The organism is Collinsella sp. AM18-10, assembly GCF_003471585.1.
GTDB lineage: Bacteria > Actinomycetota > Coriobacteriia > Coriobacteriales > Coriobacteriaceae > Collinsella.
Map to the genome: position 1 here is coordinate 2,235 of NZ_QRJO01000018.1, position 14,890 is coordinate 17,124.

At 59.1% G+C, this 14,890-nt stretch carries 11 protein-coding genes and 1 pseudogene; 4 read left to right on the forward strand and 8 right to left on the reverse strand.

Annotation, left to right across the window (positions count from 1 at the left end):
* The 6 genes and pseudogenes from DW211_RS10340 to DW211_RS08930 all read right to left on the reverse strand — a co-directional run.
* Window positions 1-508, reverse strand: a pseudogene (locus DW211_RS10340) (SIS domain-containing protein); the annotation flags it as partial.
* A gap of 60 nt (window positions 509-568) precedes the next feature.
* Window positions 569-1,684, reverse strand: coding sequence for an SIS domain-containing protein (locus DW211_RS08910; RefSeq protein WP_118260371.1), 1,116 nt, complete (start codon window positions 1,682-1,684; stop codon window positions 569-571).
* A 192-nt stretch (window positions 1,685-1,876) separates the two neighbouring features.
* Window positions 1,877-2,590: a GntR family transcriptional regulator gene (locus tag DW211_RS08915; RefSeq protein ID WP_117584261.1), complete on the reverse strand. Its 714-nt coding sequence runs from the start codon at window positions 2,588-2,590 to the stop codon at window positions 1,877-1,879.
* Window positions 2,575-3,342, reverse strand: a complete 768-nt coding sequence (locus DW211_RS08920; protein ID WP_118260373.1) for a GntR family transcriptional regulator — start codon at window positions 3,340-3,342, stop codon at window positions 2,575-2,577. The genes DW211_RS08915 and DW211_RS08920 overlap by 16 nt, the downstream gene beginning before the upstream one ends.
* A gap of 38 nt (window positions 3,343-3,380) precedes the next feature.
* Complete coding sequence (locus DW211_RS08925) at window positions 3,381-3,869, reverse strand: hypothetical protein (RefSeq protein ID WP_118260374.1); 489 nt, start codon at window positions 3,867-3,869, stop codon at window positions 3,381-3,383.
* A gap of 248 nt (window positions 3,870-4,117) precedes the next feature.
* Window positions 4,118-5,146, reverse strand: coding sequence for a LacI family DNA-binding transcriptional regulator (locus DW211_RS08930; RefSeq protein WP_118260376.1), 1,029 nt, complete (start codon window positions 5,144-5,146; stop codon window positions 4,118-4,120).
* Between the two features lie 183 nt (window positions 5,147-5,329).
* On the opposite strand from DW211_RS08930, the gene murB reads away from it, so the two are divergent.
* The gene (murB, locus tag DW211_RS08935; protein ID WP_118260378.1) at window positions 5,330-6,292 is read left to right on the forward strand and encodes a UDP-N-acetylmuramate dehydrogenase; all 963 of its coding nucleotides are present in this window, start codon (window positions 5,330-5,332) and stop codon (window positions 6,290-6,292) included.
* A 221-nt stretch (window positions 6,293-6,513) separates the two neighbouring features.
* Here the strand turns inward: murB and DW211_RS08940 are convergent, their stop codons facing one another.
* Window positions 6,514-7,719, reverse strand: a complete 1,206-nt coding sequence (locus DW211_RS08940; RefSeq protein WP_118260380.1) for a hypothetical protein — start codon at window positions 7,717-7,719, stop codon at window positions 6,514-6,516.
* 268 nt (window positions 7,720-7,987) lie between these two features.
* Between DW211_RS08940 and galE the strand changes: the two genes are divergently transcribed.
* From galE to glgP, 3 genes are all read left to right on the forward strand, one after another.
* On the forward strand, window positions 7,988-9,049 hold the full coding sequence (gene galE, locus DW211_RS08945; RefSeq protein WP_118260381.1) for a UDP-glucose 4-epimerase GalE: 1,062 nt from the start codon (window positions 7,988-7,990) through the stop codon (window positions 9,047-9,049).
* A gap of 208 nt (window positions 9,050-9,257) precedes the next feature.
* Window positions 9,258-10,775 carry a 4-alpha-glucanotransferase gene (malQ, locus tag DW211_RS08950; protein ID WP_233502855.1) on the forward strand — a complete coding sequence of 506 codons (1,518 nt, stop codon included), beginning with the start codon at window positions 9,258-9,260 and terminating at the stop codon, window positions 10,773-10,775.
* A 128-nt stretch (window positions 10,776-10,903) separates the two neighbouring features.
* Window positions 10,904-13,171, forward strand: a complete 2,268-nt coding sequence (glgP, locus tag DW211_RS08955) for a glycogen/starch/alpha-glucan family phosphorylase (RefSeq protein WP_118260383.1) — start codon at window positions 10,904-10,906, stop codon at window positions 13,169-13,171.
* Between the two features lie 455 nt (window positions 13,172-13,626).
* On the opposite strand, the gene DW211_RS08960 is transcribed toward glgP, so the two are convergent.
* On the reverse strand, window positions 13,627-14,826 hold the full coding sequence (locus DW211_RS08960) for an ABC transporter ATP-binding protein (RefSeq protein ID WP_055252176.1): 1,200 nt from the start codon (window positions 14,824-14,826) through the stop codon (window positions 13,627-13,629).
* Between the last annotated feature and the right edge of the window lie 64 nt (window positions 14,827-14,890).

The window sequence follows — 14,890 nt, forward strand, 5'->3', positions numbered from 1 at the left end:
TGAGCAGGCGCAGGCCGAAGCAGTCGGCGAGGTAGTAGCCCTTCTCACAGCCGCCCGAACCATGGTCAGAAGCCATGGCGACGCAGTTCTCGGCGCCGACAGCCTGGCCGATGGGGCCCTCGGGCTTGGTCATGGCGTAGACGCGCACGCCCATGCCCTTCATCTTCTTGACGGCCTCGAGGACCTCGGGGGTGGTTCCGGACTCGGAGGCGGTGAGCACGACGGACTTCTCGGTCATGCGCTTGTGGCCGGAGACGTTCCACTCGGCGGCGTGGATCAGGTAGACCTCGAGGTCGCGGTCGCCGAACTTGTTCATGAGGTACTCGAGCTGCATGAGCTCGTCCCAGGTGCCGCCGACGCCCATCAGGAACACGGCGTCGTAGCCCTCGTCGGCGACCTTGTCGGCGAGCGCGGTCATCTTCTTGCCGGTCTCGTAGAGCGCCTTGCCGTCCTCGAGATAGCCCTCCTGGTCGAAATGCATGATCTCGATCTTCTCGGTTTCCTTCATTTGTCTCTCCTTTCTGGGGTTGTTTCCACATCCCCCATGCCAACGGGCATCAAAACCCGCTTACATTCCGTAACACTCGGCCGCTTTGGCCTTAAGCGCATTGACTGACTCTTCGTAGCCCTCTGCCTTGACCTCCATTTGCTTGGAGACGGCATCAAGATACGGGTGCACGTCCCATGACTTCAGACGCTCGGCTATCATGGCCGCAATCGTCTGGAAGAACACAAGATTGGGAATTGCGCTGAGCAGCGGAGCCACCTGAGGCACCGCAACCTCGTGAGCCCTACCCTTGGGATGGGCCGTGAGCAGCACCGTTTTTGTCGTAACGTTCGATAGCGCATCAGCGATATTCGCAAGACGCTCCGACCCCTGCGGATCGTCGACGATAAACACCAGATAGCCCGGAACGATCTGCATCTCGGGACCGTGGACGAACTCCTCGCCTTCGTGATGCATGGCAGGAATCTTGATGGTCTCGCTCAGCTTGAGGGCCGCCTCTTCGGCAGCGCCATAGTTGGGGCCGTTGCCGACGACCATGGCGGGCGTGTGCTCAGAAAGCTCGAGCATGTGGTCTTGGACATATGCCTCGGCGGTCTTGCACATCACGGCATTGGCCTGGATGGCCTCGCGCAGGTCGTCAAGACGCTGGGCAACGCCCTTGGCGTCAATCGTTCCGCGCGCCTGACCGCCGTAAATACCAAAGAGCACCAGGTACTCAACGAGCACCTCGACGCCCAGAGTCACAAAGTCCACCGACTCGACGCCCACACCGTAGTCAAGAACGATGTCAGCGTGTTCCTTGATGGGTGCCTCGACGTTTGCCGTGAGCGCAACTGCAGCCATATCGTGTGCGCGCATGTAATCGAGCGCCGCAATCGTATTGGTCGAATAGCCACTCTGCGAAACGGCAATGTTGAGCGCATGCTGCGGATAGGTGTGTTCAAAATCAACGAAGGCCTCGGGCGTCACAACGGACACCTGCATTTGCAGGGCATCTTGCAGGTAATCGCGGGCGCAATCGGCGGCATGGCGCGACGAACCCGAAGCAACGATGCGCAGCGCGTCAAAAGAACCGGACTGGAAAATATCAACGAGCTGCGCTACCAGCTCAGACGAACGCTCGAGGTTCTCCCCCATACGCACATGGGCAAGCTGAACGTAATCGAGCATCTTCATCGTCTCACCTCGTAACAAATCATTAGTATTTGATACCAATCACAGTTACAGGTTACGGCTTTTTGATACCTCTTTGTCGATTAATTTATCCCCATCGGCGAACGGTCGATTTTGAGCCCTGTAAGGTTGTATATACAGCTGACCCAACGATCAAACTGGTTAGTTTCCCAGCCGTTATTCACAAAATACCAGCTAGTACGTATAGGTGTAGCCGCCCGTATCGCCACGATTGAAGGACTTTACATACTCGATAGCCTGACCGCTCGCGTCATAGCTCACGCATTCCAAAAGCAAAACAAGATCGCCCTGTTCCAGTCCAAGGAGGCCGGCATCTCGTGCGCCCAGCGCTTCGATATCGAGCTTTTCCTGTGCCATGACTGGCTTTCGGCCCAGCATCTCATAGGTCTCGTACAAACTGAAGACCGACACGTCAATATCTTCGATGGTTGGGAACAGCAGGCAGGGAATCAGCGCCGTCTCAATCGATACGGGGCTACCGTTTATGCAGTTCAGGCGTCGAACGGAATAGAGCAGGTCGTCCTCGGCGATGCCAAACAGGTCGGCGTAATATGGCCCCGCATAACGCTTGGAACGCGCGAGAATACGGACGGACGGCTCGCCGCCCGAAGCACGGACCGATTCACGGAAACCGACCGTGCGTTCAAAAAAAGCAGGTACTTTCTGCGCCACAAAGGCACCTTTTCCCCGAACACGGCGAATCTGCCCGCGCCGAACCAGCTCATCGACAGCGCTTCGGATGGTCAAGCGTGTCGTACCAAATTCCTCGGCAAGGTCTTTTTCGGACGGAATCATGGAACCCGTGGGATATATACTGCGCTCGATACGTTCCTCGATGCGGCGTCGAATGCGCATATAAACCGGGGTGGCATCTACTGTTTCAGCCATTGTTCACCTGCCACGCTCCTCATGCCGTTCTCTTCGCCGTTATCGGCAAAGCGGAACTTTGTGGGCAAAATCACCGATTTGCAATGCTCCACAAAACGCATGTCCTTATCAAATTCGATCGAGCTCTCATAGAACACCGGCGTTCCCTCTTCTTGCTGGAGCAGCTCGGCCTCTTCGGCGTTCAAACGCGAGATGGAGATATGCTCACGTCCATGCTCAACACGCACGCCACCTTCTTTGAGCAAGACATCGTAAAGGCTCTCACACTCAAAATCGTGTTCGGGAAGCGATGGGCACAGGGACAGGTTAACGTGAGCGGTCTCGATTGACGCCGGCTCGCCCTCAATAAGTCGAACGCGCTGCATGCGGAGCAAGGGAGCGCCTACAGCCACCCCAAGCTTGTCGGCAAGCGCCTCATCCGCCTCGATGGTCCCGGTGGAAACCAGACGAGAAGAGGGGTGCAGGCCGGCAGTCCGTACAGCATCGGAAAAGTTATACGTTTCCTGGAAGATGTTCAACGGCTTGGGAGGACACACATACGTACCCGATCCGCGACGGCTCTCGAGCGTTCCACACGAGATGAGCCGCGTGATACCGGCACGCAACGCCGTACGCGAAACGCCAATCTCTTCGCACAGCACGCGCTCGGCCGGCAGGCGATCGCCGCCGGCAAGCTGATGGTGCTGGATATACCAAAGAATTCCCTCAACAGCACGATCTTTGGGGGGAATTGCATAAGATTCGCCTGCCATTGCACAGACTCCTCATTCAGACACGTATGCCGCCAAAATTAGGCCAGCCCTCCCATGGCATCAAATTCGGCCTTGATCTTCTCGGCGACATTCCGATACGACTTATATAGACTTGAATCGCGTTTGACCTCGTCGGTCATAACGGGAATCTCTAATTTGGAAACCTCGTCTTTTCCCGTCTGAACCGCCACAACAACGCCCATACCAAGACACATATTACGCTTGGCAGCGTTTATTTTCGCCGCCTTGGCAGGATTTGCCAGGATACGCTGGGCAAATTCCTGTTTAGAGACCGCTTCATCGGCCTCCGGATCGCCCGCCTCGGCCACTTCGCACTGCAACACGTCCGCATAGTCAAAAATCTTCGGCTCGCCGCCGCGCTGATGCACGGCCCACTTGCGGCGCGTGGCATCCTGATAGATAGCCGGCAAAAATGTAAACCGCGGCGGGTCCAAAATCGTATCCGTGATGGTAAACACATCGGGATCAAAGGCATCCTGCGGGTTTTTCTTCTTGAACAGCCCCATATCAGCCTCCCGTACTAGCATTAAACAACTCAAGCTGAATATAGCACCAATTTCAAGCCGCCGCCTTACCCTATCGGTGCGCGGCGTCTATAGCTCGCCCAGCGGAAGAGTTCACGGACGAGGGCCGGGGTGCCTGCCTTGTTTTGAGAAGTGGGCTCCGCGAACTTCTCAAAACAAGGCAGGCACCCCGGCCCCGCCGGCAAATAGCGGACACTCCGCATGCAATCTATGCAAACAAACAAGTACGCTTAGCTACATTCGGTAAGATCGAGCACGCTGCCCTTCACGATAAGCGCCGGCTCCAGAACGACTTCTTCGGCACGCCTACCGCCCCTACCGGCAAGACGCTTGGACATGCAGCCAAAAGCATGCTCCGCAAGGACACCAGGATCCTGCTCAATGGCGGTCAGCGCCGGCTCAAAGAGAACGTCGGCCGCCGAGTTGTCATAGCTTACGACCGAAATATCGCCCGGAATGCTCTTCCCCATCTCGTGCAGGCGCTTGAGCAAACCAAGGGCAATGTTATCCGAGCTTGCGAACACGGCGGTGGCATCAGTTGCGAGCACCGCCTCCGAGGCCTCGTATGCACTCGGAATGTAGTACTCGCTCTCAAACTCCAAGCGTGCGTCGATAGGCAGGCCAACCTCGCGCAGCGCGCGCTCATAGCCGGCAAGTCGCTTACGCCCCGTATTGGAACGGCGCGCGTTAACCAAGCAGGCAATGCGACGGTGGCCCTGCTCGATCAGATAGCGGGTGGCCATGTAGCCGCCCATCTCGTGATCGAACATCACCTTGTCGCACTCGAGTCCCTCAATGGCACGGTCGACCATTACGGCCGGGATGGGCAGGTGGCTGACTTCTTCGCGCAGGGCGCGGTCGTCGGAGAACTCGTCGCCCACGACCAGGAAGACGCCATCGACGCCGCGCGTCACCAGCTGGCGCAGCAGCTCCAGATCGTCATCGGCGCTTCCGCCCGAGCTGGTAATGAAGAGCGCATAGCCGTCCTCGCGGCAGCGCTTTTCCAGGCTACCGGCGAGCGAGGCAAAAAAGCGGCTCTCGATGTTAGGGACGATAAGGCCCAGCGTGCGCGACTCGCGCATGACCAGACTACGCGCAATCTGGTTAGGAACATAGTGGTTGCGCGCCGCGACCTCCTTGATGAGCTTGCGGTTTTCTTCCGAGATGCGACAGGGCCGATTATTGAGCACAAGCGAGACCGACGAGGGGGAAAGCCCCACCTCCTGGGCGATCTGCTTGAGGGTGACTTTGTTGGCCATCTCGCTCCTTCCGGGTTTACGCGCAATCTCTTGAAAGTATAGCGACTACCCCTCTACCTCGGTGATAAACACTTTACCAATCCGGTAGACGGCTGTTTTATCGCCGCCAGCGCACCAAATCCGTCCGGGTGGGGTATATTGCAATCGATTGATGACAACGACCACCAAAAGGCGGATATTCGTATGCACGAGAACGACTTTTTTAACGAGGACCTGCTCTGCGCGCTCGCTGGCGTTGCCGGCGAGGACAACGTGCTGATGAGCGAGCCCATGCGCGAGCACACCACGTTTAAGATCGGCGGCCCGGCCGATGTCTTTGTCACGCCCGATACCGAGCAGGGACTCGTCGCCACGCTTGACACCTGCTATCGTTGCGATCTGCCGCTCACCATCGTGGGCAACGGCTCCGACCTGCTCGTCGGCGACAAGGGTATCCGCGGCGTCGTCGTGGCGTTGGGCGAAGGCCTCTCCGACATTACGGTCGACGGTACGCACGTCACGGCGGCGGCCGGCGCCTTGCTTTCCGATGTCGCCGCGGCGGCAGCCGAGGCCGGTCTCACCGGCATGGAGCCCATCTCGGGCATCCCCGGATCGGTCGGCGGCGCCTGCTACATGAACGCCGGAGCTTACGGCGCCTGCATGGCCGATGTGCTGGAGTCCGTGCGCGTCTATAAGCCCGCACGCATGCTCGACGACGGCACCCGCGGTAGCGGCAGCATTATCGAGTTCGATGTCGATGAGCTCAACCTGGGCTATCGCAAGAGCCGCATTGCCGACGACGGTTTCATCGTGCTTTCGGCCACTTTCAATCTCGCCCCGGGCAACGCCGCGATGATCAAGGCCGACATGGACGACTACCGCCAACGCCGCGAGGACAAGCAGCCGCTCGACATGCCGAGCGCCGGTTCCACCTTCAAGCGCCCCGAGGGCCACTTTGCCGGCAAGCTCATCATGGACGCCGGTCTGCGCGGCCACGCCGTCGGCGGCGCCCAGGTGAGCGAAAAACACTGCGGCTTCATCGTCAACGCCGACCACGCCACCGCCGCCGACGTCGACGAACTCATCCGCGACATCCAAGCCAAAGTCAAAGAGCAGTTCGACGTAGACCTAGAACCCGAAGTCCACCGAGTAGGCGAATTCCTATAAAAAGAAGGCCCCGAAAGGGGCCTTCGCCATCTTTATATCAGACAACCAGTCCGGTGAGTCGCGCTCAGGACCCAAAAGGGCCGCGTGCCCGCCCGCAATATATTTGATTGATCGCGAGTTCCGCACGCAAAGAAGGCCACTTAATGTGGCCTTCGTCTTGCGCAGGACTGCCCGAGCAGGCAATCAAATATATTGCGGGCGGGCACGCGGCCCAGTCGGCTTTACGACAACGCAATACCGCCGAGCCAGCCCCAGCGCACGCCAGAGCCAGTACCGTAGAACCGAATAAACGCATCAAGTGACTTAGACGTAATGGAGCCCTCATTGCTCATAACGATGCCGCCGCCAACATAGATGCCCACGTGTCCGTACAGCAGACCCGGCGTACCGGTGCCACTGTGCGACGAGTCGGCCACGATCATGCCCACCTGCAGCGCCGAACGATCGGAGCTGTAGCACCAGGCGTTAAACATGTCGCACGCGTTGCCGCCAAAGTAGCCCACGCCGGCGTTGCGGAATACGTTGGTAACCCAAGCGGCGCACCAGTTCAGGCCAGGCGAAGGGGTGGAGTAGCATGCGTTGACGACGGCCTGCTGCTTGCCCGAGCCGGCATTCTGCTGCGGAGTTCCGGGCGCATACGATCCACCGCCCGAGCTCGAACCACCCGAGTAGGAATTGTTCTTGTTCGCGGCGGCCGCGGCAGCGGCGGCCTTCCTGGCAGCCTCCTCGGCCTGGGCGGCAGCGAGGATCTCGGAATCACGCTGAGCCATGAGCTCCTTGACGTCGTCGGAAAGACCGTTCAGCACGGTCTGGACCTCTTGCTGCTTGGCCTGCATATCCTGCATCTGAGCCGTCTGCTGATCCTTGAGTTTCTCCAGGTCAGCCTTTTGTGCTTCGAGCTCGGTCTTCTGTGCGTCGAGCTCGGCCTGAATCGTCTGGATGTCCTCGATGGCATCGCGGTCGCTCTTGTTGATCTTCTCAACGTAATGCGCGTTGGCAACGAGCTCCTCAAACGAGCCAGAGGCCAGCAGCAGCGACAGGATGTTCGTGCCACCGGACTTGTAGCTGGCGGCCACGCGATCGGAAAGGTCGTTACGCTTCTTCTTGAGCTCGGCCTTCTTTTCATCGATCTGGGCCTGTGTGTCGTCAATCTTGCCCTGGACATTCTCAATGTCGTTGAGGGTCTGGGCATTCTTGTTGGCCAGCGCCGCATACTCATTTGCGATGCTGTCGAGCTGGGCCTGAACCTCGTCGAGTTGGGCCTGGGCGGCATTCAGTTTGTCGGTGGTTTCTTGGCTGGCCTCAGCCGCATGGGCGCGGGCGGGCAGGCCAAAAAGAACAGCCGCGGAGGCGGCGCCGAAAAGAGCCTTAAGGGCAGTGCGGCGCGAAAGCTCCTGCGTAAAGATGGAATCGTTGTTTGGTGACATATGTACTCCGTTACATGTTTATTTATATGTCGCTCAACTCAAACATATTAACGCACATCGCGCTTGTCCCAACTATTTCCACGAACGGCTGGAAAAGCATGGTCAGCGGCTCGCAAATACGTCCCACACCAAAGGTAAGGATTATGCAAATGACACCCTATGAGTACGTTAACATCAATCCTCTGGTTTTCCTGCCCCGCGTGTTTTGGGCGCCCCCAGCTGCGCTATACTCCCCTCAAGAAGTGTTCCTGATTCGATAGGAGACTACATGTCCAAAGCACTCGACCCCAAAGACACCTGCGTCCTCGTTACCGGTGGCGCCGGCTTTATCGGCTCGCACACCGTCGTTCAGCTGCTCGAGGGCGGCTACCAGGTTGTCGTCGTCGATGACCTCTCCAACTCCAGCGCCGTTGCCATCGACCGCGTCAAGACCATCGTGGGCGACGAGGCCGCCAAGAACCTCACCTTCTACGAGGCCAACGTGCTCGACCGCGATGCGATGAACAAGATCTTCGATACCCACCAGATCGACCGCGTCATCCACTTCGCCGGCTTTAAGGCCGTCGGTGAGTCGGTGAGCAAGCCCGTCGAGTACTACCGCAACAACATCGAGAACACCCTGGTGCTCATCGATATCATGCGCAGCCACGGTTGTAAGTCCATCATCTTCTCGAGCTCTTCGACCGTCTACGGCGATCCGGACAATCCGCCTGTCACCGAAGAGGACCCCAAGAAGCCCGCGACCAACCCCTATGGTTGGACCAAGTGGATGATTGAGCAGATCCTCATGGACGTCCATACCGCCGACCCCGAGTGGGACGTCGTGCTGCTCCGTTATTTCAATCCCATCGGCGCCCATCCGTCGGGCCTGATTGGCGAGGACCCCAAGGGTATCCCCAACAACCTGGTGCCTTACGTCGCCCAGGTCGCCGTCGGTAAGCTCGAGGCTGTTCAGGTCTTTGGCAACGATTACCCCACCCCCGACGGCACCGGCGTGCGCGACTACATCCACGTGTGCGACCTGGCATCTGGTCACGTGGCCGCCCTCAACTGGATGAACGGCAAGACCGGCGTCGAGATCTTTAACCTGGGCACCGGCACCGGCACCTCGGTACTCGAGGTCGTCGCTGCTTTCTCCAAGGCCTGCGGCAAGGAGCTGCCCTATGTGATCCGCGAGCGCCGCGCCGGCGACATCGCCGCCAACTGGTGCGATGCCTCCAAGGCCGAGCGCATGATGGGCTGGAAGGCCCAGTACGATATCGCGGACATGTGCCGCGACAGCTGGAATTGGCAGAGCCACAACCCCAACGGCTTCGCCGACGCCGAGTAGCAAAAACCTACATACCGTTCTTGCCCCGATCTCACGATGTGAGACCGGGGCTTTTTCATGACGCGTAACCATTCACCGAAATACTTCCAACTTTTTTATCTTGCCTGTACATGTTTAAACAACATGTTTTACAATAGGCGTATCGAATCAGAACATCGGAGGCGGACTGCATACCCATCGGCAGGCCGACCCCACAACAAGAAGGTTGGTGAGCGCATTCATGGAGCGTGCAAGCGGCGTCCTCATGCCCGTCTCATCTCTGCCCGGACCATACGGAATCGGCGGCTTTGGCTGGAATGCCTACGACTTCGTCGATTTTCTCGCCTCGTGCAAACAACATTACTGGCAGATTCTGCCCCTTACGACGACCAGCTATGGCGATTCGCCTTATCAGTCGTTCTCGGCCCGCGCAGGCAACCCCAACTTTATCGACTTTGCCGAGCTTATCGAGGCAGGGTATCTGGAGCAGCGCGATATCGATGGCGTGTATCTGGGATCCGACCCCAGCAATGTCGACTACGGTGCTATCTTTGGCGGCCGCCGTCAGATTCTCGACCGCGCCGCCGAGCGCTTTGCTGCCGACAAGCCGGCCGATTTCGATGACTTTATCCAGGCCAACGAGGACTGGCTCATCCCCTACTGTGAGTTCATGACCGTCAAAGAGGAGTGCGGTCTCAAGGCGTTTTGGGAGTGGCCCGCGGAGCTCCGCACCCGCGGCGAGGCTTCCGCCAAGGTCTGCGCCGACCATCCGGCGCGTATGCTCTACCACCAGATGACGCAGTACTTCTTCGATCGCCAGTGGAGCCGCCTCAAGGCCTATGCCAACGAGCGCGACATTCTCATCATCGGCGACCTGCCCATCTATGTCTCGCGTGACTCCGTCGAGATGTGGGCGACACCTGAGCTCTTTAAGATCGACGCCGCCGGCAATCCCGTGAGCGTCGCCGGCACTCCGCCCGACCAGTTCTCGGCCACCGGCCAGTACTGGGGCAACCCCATCTACGACTGGGACGCCATGGAGGCCGACGGCTTCTCCTGGTGGGAGGGCCGCATTCGCGCCGCCCTCGACATGTACGACGTCATCCGCCTGGATCACTTCCGCGGCTTCGAGGCCTATTGGGAGGTGCCGTTCTCCTCGCCTGATTCGTCCTACGGTTCGTGGACGCAGGGTCCCGGCCTCAAGCTCTTCAAGACACTCGAGGAAAAGCTCGGCACGCTGCCCATCATCGCCGAGGACCTGGGCTTCCTCACCCCCGGCGTCATCGATATGCGCGACAACTCGGGCTTCCCCGGCATGAAGATCCTGCAGTTTGCCTTTGAGGGCACCAACTCGTACTACCTGCCGCACAACTACATTGCCAACACCGTCGCCTACGTGGGCACTCACGACAACGAGACGGCACGCGGCTGGTTTGAAGGAACGGCTACCCCGCGTCAGCGCGAGCAGACAGCCCTGTACACCCATCAGCAGGCCGGCGAACCCATCGCCGACGCGCTCAACCGAACCATCGCGGCCAGCGTGAGCGACACGTGCATCTACACCATGCAGGACCTGCTCAACTTGGGCAACGAGGCGCGCATCAACACCCCTGCCACGCTGGGCGGCAACTGGACCTGGCGCATGCTCGACGGCGCCATCACCCGCGAGCTCGAGCACAAACTCACCGACTGGACCGAGACCTACTTCCGCATCCCGTCGGAAGCCGAAATCGAGCTTCCTCAATAGGAGCTACCGCGCCCGACCCCTCCCCACCGTGCGGACGCGCTTGCTTACCCGCGCGAGGCCACCCCAATCCCCTCGCGCGGGATTCTTATGAATTGCAGACATGTAATCAACCCATTACAGGAGGAAACATGCCCCAAATTAACCTCATGGAACTCGCCGAGCAGTCTTTTGGCACCTCGCTCGAGCAGCTCGACGACCGTCGCATTTACAAGCTGCTGGTCAAACTCGTGCAGGAGCGCTCCGCCGCCTGCCCGCTCAACAACGGCAAGAAAAAGCTCTATTACATTTCCGCCGAATTTTTGATCGGCAAGCTGCTCATCAACAACATGATCGACCTCGGCATCTACGACGAGGTTAAGGACCAGCTCACCGCCGCAGGCCACGACCTCAACAAGATCGAGGAGTTCGAGGTCGAGCCGTCGCTCGGCAACGGCGGCCTGGGCCGCCTGGCCGCATGCTTCCTGGATTCCATCGCCACGCTGGGCTTGACCGGCGATGGCGTGGGCCTCAACTATCACTACGGCCTGTTCCGTCAGCGCTTTGTCGACAACCAGCAGAAGGCCGTCCCCGACGAGTGGCTCGGTGAGCAGGACATCCTAGTCGACGACGACCGCTCCTACACCGTCGAGTTCGGCGATTTTGCCGTTACCTCCAAGCTCGTCAACATCGATGTGCCCGGTTACGGCCAGCCCACCAAGAACCGTCTGCGCCTGTTCGACCTGGCGAGCGTCGACGACGGCCTGGTCCCCGGCAGCTCCATCGACTTCGACAAGACCGAGATCGCCAAAAACCTCACCTTGTTCCTCTACCCCGACGATTCTGACGAGCAGGGCCGCCTGCTTCGCATCTACCAGGAATACTTCATGGTGAGCAACGCCGCCCAGCTCCTGATCGACGAGGCCATCGAGCGCGGCAGCAACCTGCACGATCTGGCCGACTACGCCGTGGTCCAAATTAACGACACGCACCCCACCATGGTCATCCCCGAGCTCATTCGCTTGCTCACCACCGAGCATGGCATCGAGTTTGACGAGGCCGTGACCATCGTACGCTCCATGGTCGCCTACACTAACCACACGATTCTTGCCGAGGCGCTCGAGAAGTGGCCGCTCGTCAGCCTGCAGAAGGTCTCCCCTGCCATCGCCGACATTATCGTCAAGCTCGATGAGATCGCGAAGGCCGAGCACGATGACCCGCGCGTCGCCATCATCGACGAATACGACACCGTCCACATGGCCCACATGGACATCCACTTTGGCTTCTCCATCAACGGCGTAGCCGCCCTCCACACCAAGATCCTGGAGGACACCGAGCTTCATCCGTTCTACGAGATCTATCCCGAGAAGTTCTCCAACAAGACCAACGGCATCACCTTCCGCCGCTGGATCCATGGGGCCAACCCCGCGCTCGCCAGCCTGCTCGACGATGTGATCGGCACCGACTGGCGCAGCACCGGCGATCTGAGCAAACTCGCCAAGTTCGCCGACGACAAGGATGTTCTTGAGCGCCTGGCCGCCACCAAGGTCGAGGCCAAGGCCATCATGCGCCAGTTCATGGCGCTCGAGCAGGGCGTGACCATTCCCTCCAACGCCATCATCGACGTCCAGGTCAAGCGCATCCACGAGTACAAGCGTCAGCAGATGCTCGCGCTCTACATCATCTGGAAGTACTTCGACATCAAGAACGGCAACAGGCCTAAGCACCCCGTCACCATCATCTTTGGCGGCAAGGCGGCGCCTGCCTACACTATCGCGCAGGACATCATCCATCTGATCCTGACGCTGTCGCAGTGGATTGCAAACGACCCCGACGTGGCTCCCTACCTGCAGGTTGTCATGATCGAGAACTACAACGTCACCGCCGCCGAGCGCGTGATCCCCGCCGCTGACATCTCCGAGCAGATCAGCCTGGCCTCCAAGGAGGCGAGCGGCACCTCCAACATGAAGTTCATGCTCAACGGCGCCCTAACCCTGTGCACGCTCGACGGTGCCAACGTGGAGATTGCCGAGCTCGTGGGCGACGAGAACATCTATACCTTTGGTGCCTCGTCCAAACAGGTCGAGCAGCTCTACGCCGACGGCACCTACAACGCCGGTGCGCTCTACCGCAAGCCCGGAATTAAACTGCTGGTGGACTTCATCACCAACCCAGCCTTTATGGCAACCGGCAACGCCGAGCGCCTGCAGCGCCTGCACGACGACATTAAGGGCAAGGACTGGTTTATGGCCCTGCTCGACATTGAGGAGTACATCCAGACCAAGGAGCGCGTGCTGGCCGACTACGAGGACCAGGACGCCTGGATGCGCAAGGCGCTCATCAATATCGCCAACGCCGGCACCTTCTCGTCCGACCGTACGATCTCCCAGTACAACGACGAGATCTGGCACCTGAGCTAATTCGGTTTCATCGCCCATCCTCTTGAAAACGGAGCCACGGCAACGCGGCTCCGTTTTTTGTGCCCGCACGTTACCCTGTGATCCGACTCGGCCAAACAATCTCGATCCATAACAACTACTCAACCAAAACGGTCCCAGCTGTCACAGATTGAGACATACCGGCCCCTCCCCTTGGGTTTATCTCAATCTGTAACATCTAGCAGGTGAAATTCGCCTTTGGTGTTACAGATTTAGATGAAATGGTTAGCTCAGCGGAACCGTCTCGATCTGTAACATCTAACGTCCGAAATCGGCCCTATCCGTTACAGATCGAGACAAACGACCGGTCAGACAGTCCCAACACAAAGAAAGGCTCCCCTCTCGCCCAGTGGACGGGAGGGGAGCCTTATATGTGACCGCGGCAAAAGGATGGCAAAGCCGCAGTCGCCCAAAGGAAGGGCCTGGTTGCACCGGGCCTAGATAAGGTTCTTGCCAGAGACCTTATCGAAGAGGTGGGTCGCGTTCTTCTCAAACTTGAACCAGATGGGGTCGCCCGCCTTGAGCGCGCCCTTGGCCTCGAGGTCGACGACGGGAATGATCAGGACAAACTGGCCGTCGGGAGCAGTCACGTGGACATGCTCGGTCGAGCCCATGAGCTCGGTCACCTCGACGGTGCCCTGGAGCGCACCCTCCTCGTCCTTGTCGGCAAGCAGGATCTGCTCGGGACGCACGCCGGCCGTGATCTCCTTCACGTCGCCGCCGTCCCAGTTGAGAGCAAGCTGAGCGCAGGTCTCGGGGGCGAGCGCCACGTTCATATCCTCGGTCTTGACCGTAAAGCCGTTGCCCGAGCGCACCAGCTGGGCATCGAAGAAGTTCATCTGCGGCACGCCGATAAAGCCGGCGACGAAGATGTTCGCGGGATGGTTGAAGACCTCCTGCGGGGTGGCGATCTGCTGGACGACGCCGTCCTTCATGACCACGATGCGATCGCCGAGGGTCATAGCCTCGGTCTGGTCGTGGGTAACGTAGATGAAGGTGCCCTTGATCTCGTGACGCAGCTTAATGAGCTCGGCGCGCATCTGGTTACGCAGCTTGGCATCCAGGTTGGACAGGGGCTCGTCCATCAGGAAGACCTTGGGGTCACGCACGATGGCGCGGCCGATGGCGACACGCTGACGCTGGCCGCCGGAGAGTGCCTTGGGCTTACGGTCAAGGTACTCGGTAATACCCAGGATCTCGGCAGCGGAGCGAACCTTGCGGTCGATCTCGTCCTTGGGGACCTTCTTGAGCTCAAGCGTAAACGCCATGTTCTCGTACACCGTCATATTGGGGTACAGAGCATAGCTCTGGAACACCATGGCGATATCGCGGTCCTTGGGCGCCACGTCGTTGACGCGCTTGCCGTCGATGAGCACGTCGCCCGAAGTGATGTCCTCCAGGCCAGCGACCATGCGCATCGTCGTGGACTTACCGCAGCCAGAGGGGCCAACGAGGACGATGAACTCCTGGTCGTGAACGGTGAGGTTGAAGTCCTCTACAGCGAGCACACCGTCCTCGGTAACCTTGAGGTTGTGCTTCTTCTCCTCGGTCTTCTTCTTTTTGCCAAAGAAGCCCTTCTTTTTGGACTCGTTGTTGGGATACACCTTCTGAACATGTTTGAGAACGATCTCGGCCATGTCTCTACCTTTCGATACGCGGCGCCACGCTGTGGGGCGCCGCAGAAACTTGCAAAACAGTTAC

Coding starts and splice junctions, on each gene's coding strand:
- DW211_RS08910 (WP_118260371.1), bottom strand. CDS start 1,684: ATGAAGATGCTCGATTACGTTCAGCTTGCCCATGTGCGTATGGGGGAG.
- galE (WP_118260381.1), top strand. CDS start 7,988: ATGTCCAAAGCACTCGACCCCAAAGACACCTGCGTCCTCGTTACCGGT.
- DW211_RS08940 (WP_118260380.1), bottom strand. CDS start 7,719: ATGTCACCAAACAACGATTCCATCTTTACGCAGGAGCTTTCGCGCCGC.
- DW211_RS08925 (WP_118260374.1), bottom strand. CDS start 3,869: ATGGGGCTGTTCAAGAAGAAAAACCCGCAGGATGCCTTTGATCCCGAT.
- DW211_RS08920 (WP_118260373.1), bottom strand. CDS start 3,342: ATGGCAGGCGAATCTTATGCAATTCCCCCCAAAGATCGTGCTGTTGAG.
- DW211_RS08930 (WP_118260376.1), bottom strand. CDS start 5,146: ATGGCCAACAAAGTCACCCTCAAGCAGATCGCCCAGGAGGTGGGGCTT.
- DW211_RS08960 (WP_055252176.1), bottom strand. CDS start 14,826: ATGGCCGAGATCGTTCTCAAACATGTTCAGAAGGTGTATCCCAACAAC.
- glgP (WP_118260383.1), top strand. CDS start 10,904: ATGCCCCAAATTAACCTCATGGAACTCGCCGAGCAGTCTTTTGGCACC.
- murB (WP_118260378.1), top strand. CDS start 5,330: ATGCACGAGAACGACTTTTTTAACGAGGACCTGCTCTGCGCGCTCGCT.
- DW211_RS08915 (WP_117584261.1), bottom strand. CDS start 2,590: ATGGCTGAAACAGTAGATGCCACCCCGGTTTATATGCGCATTCGACGC.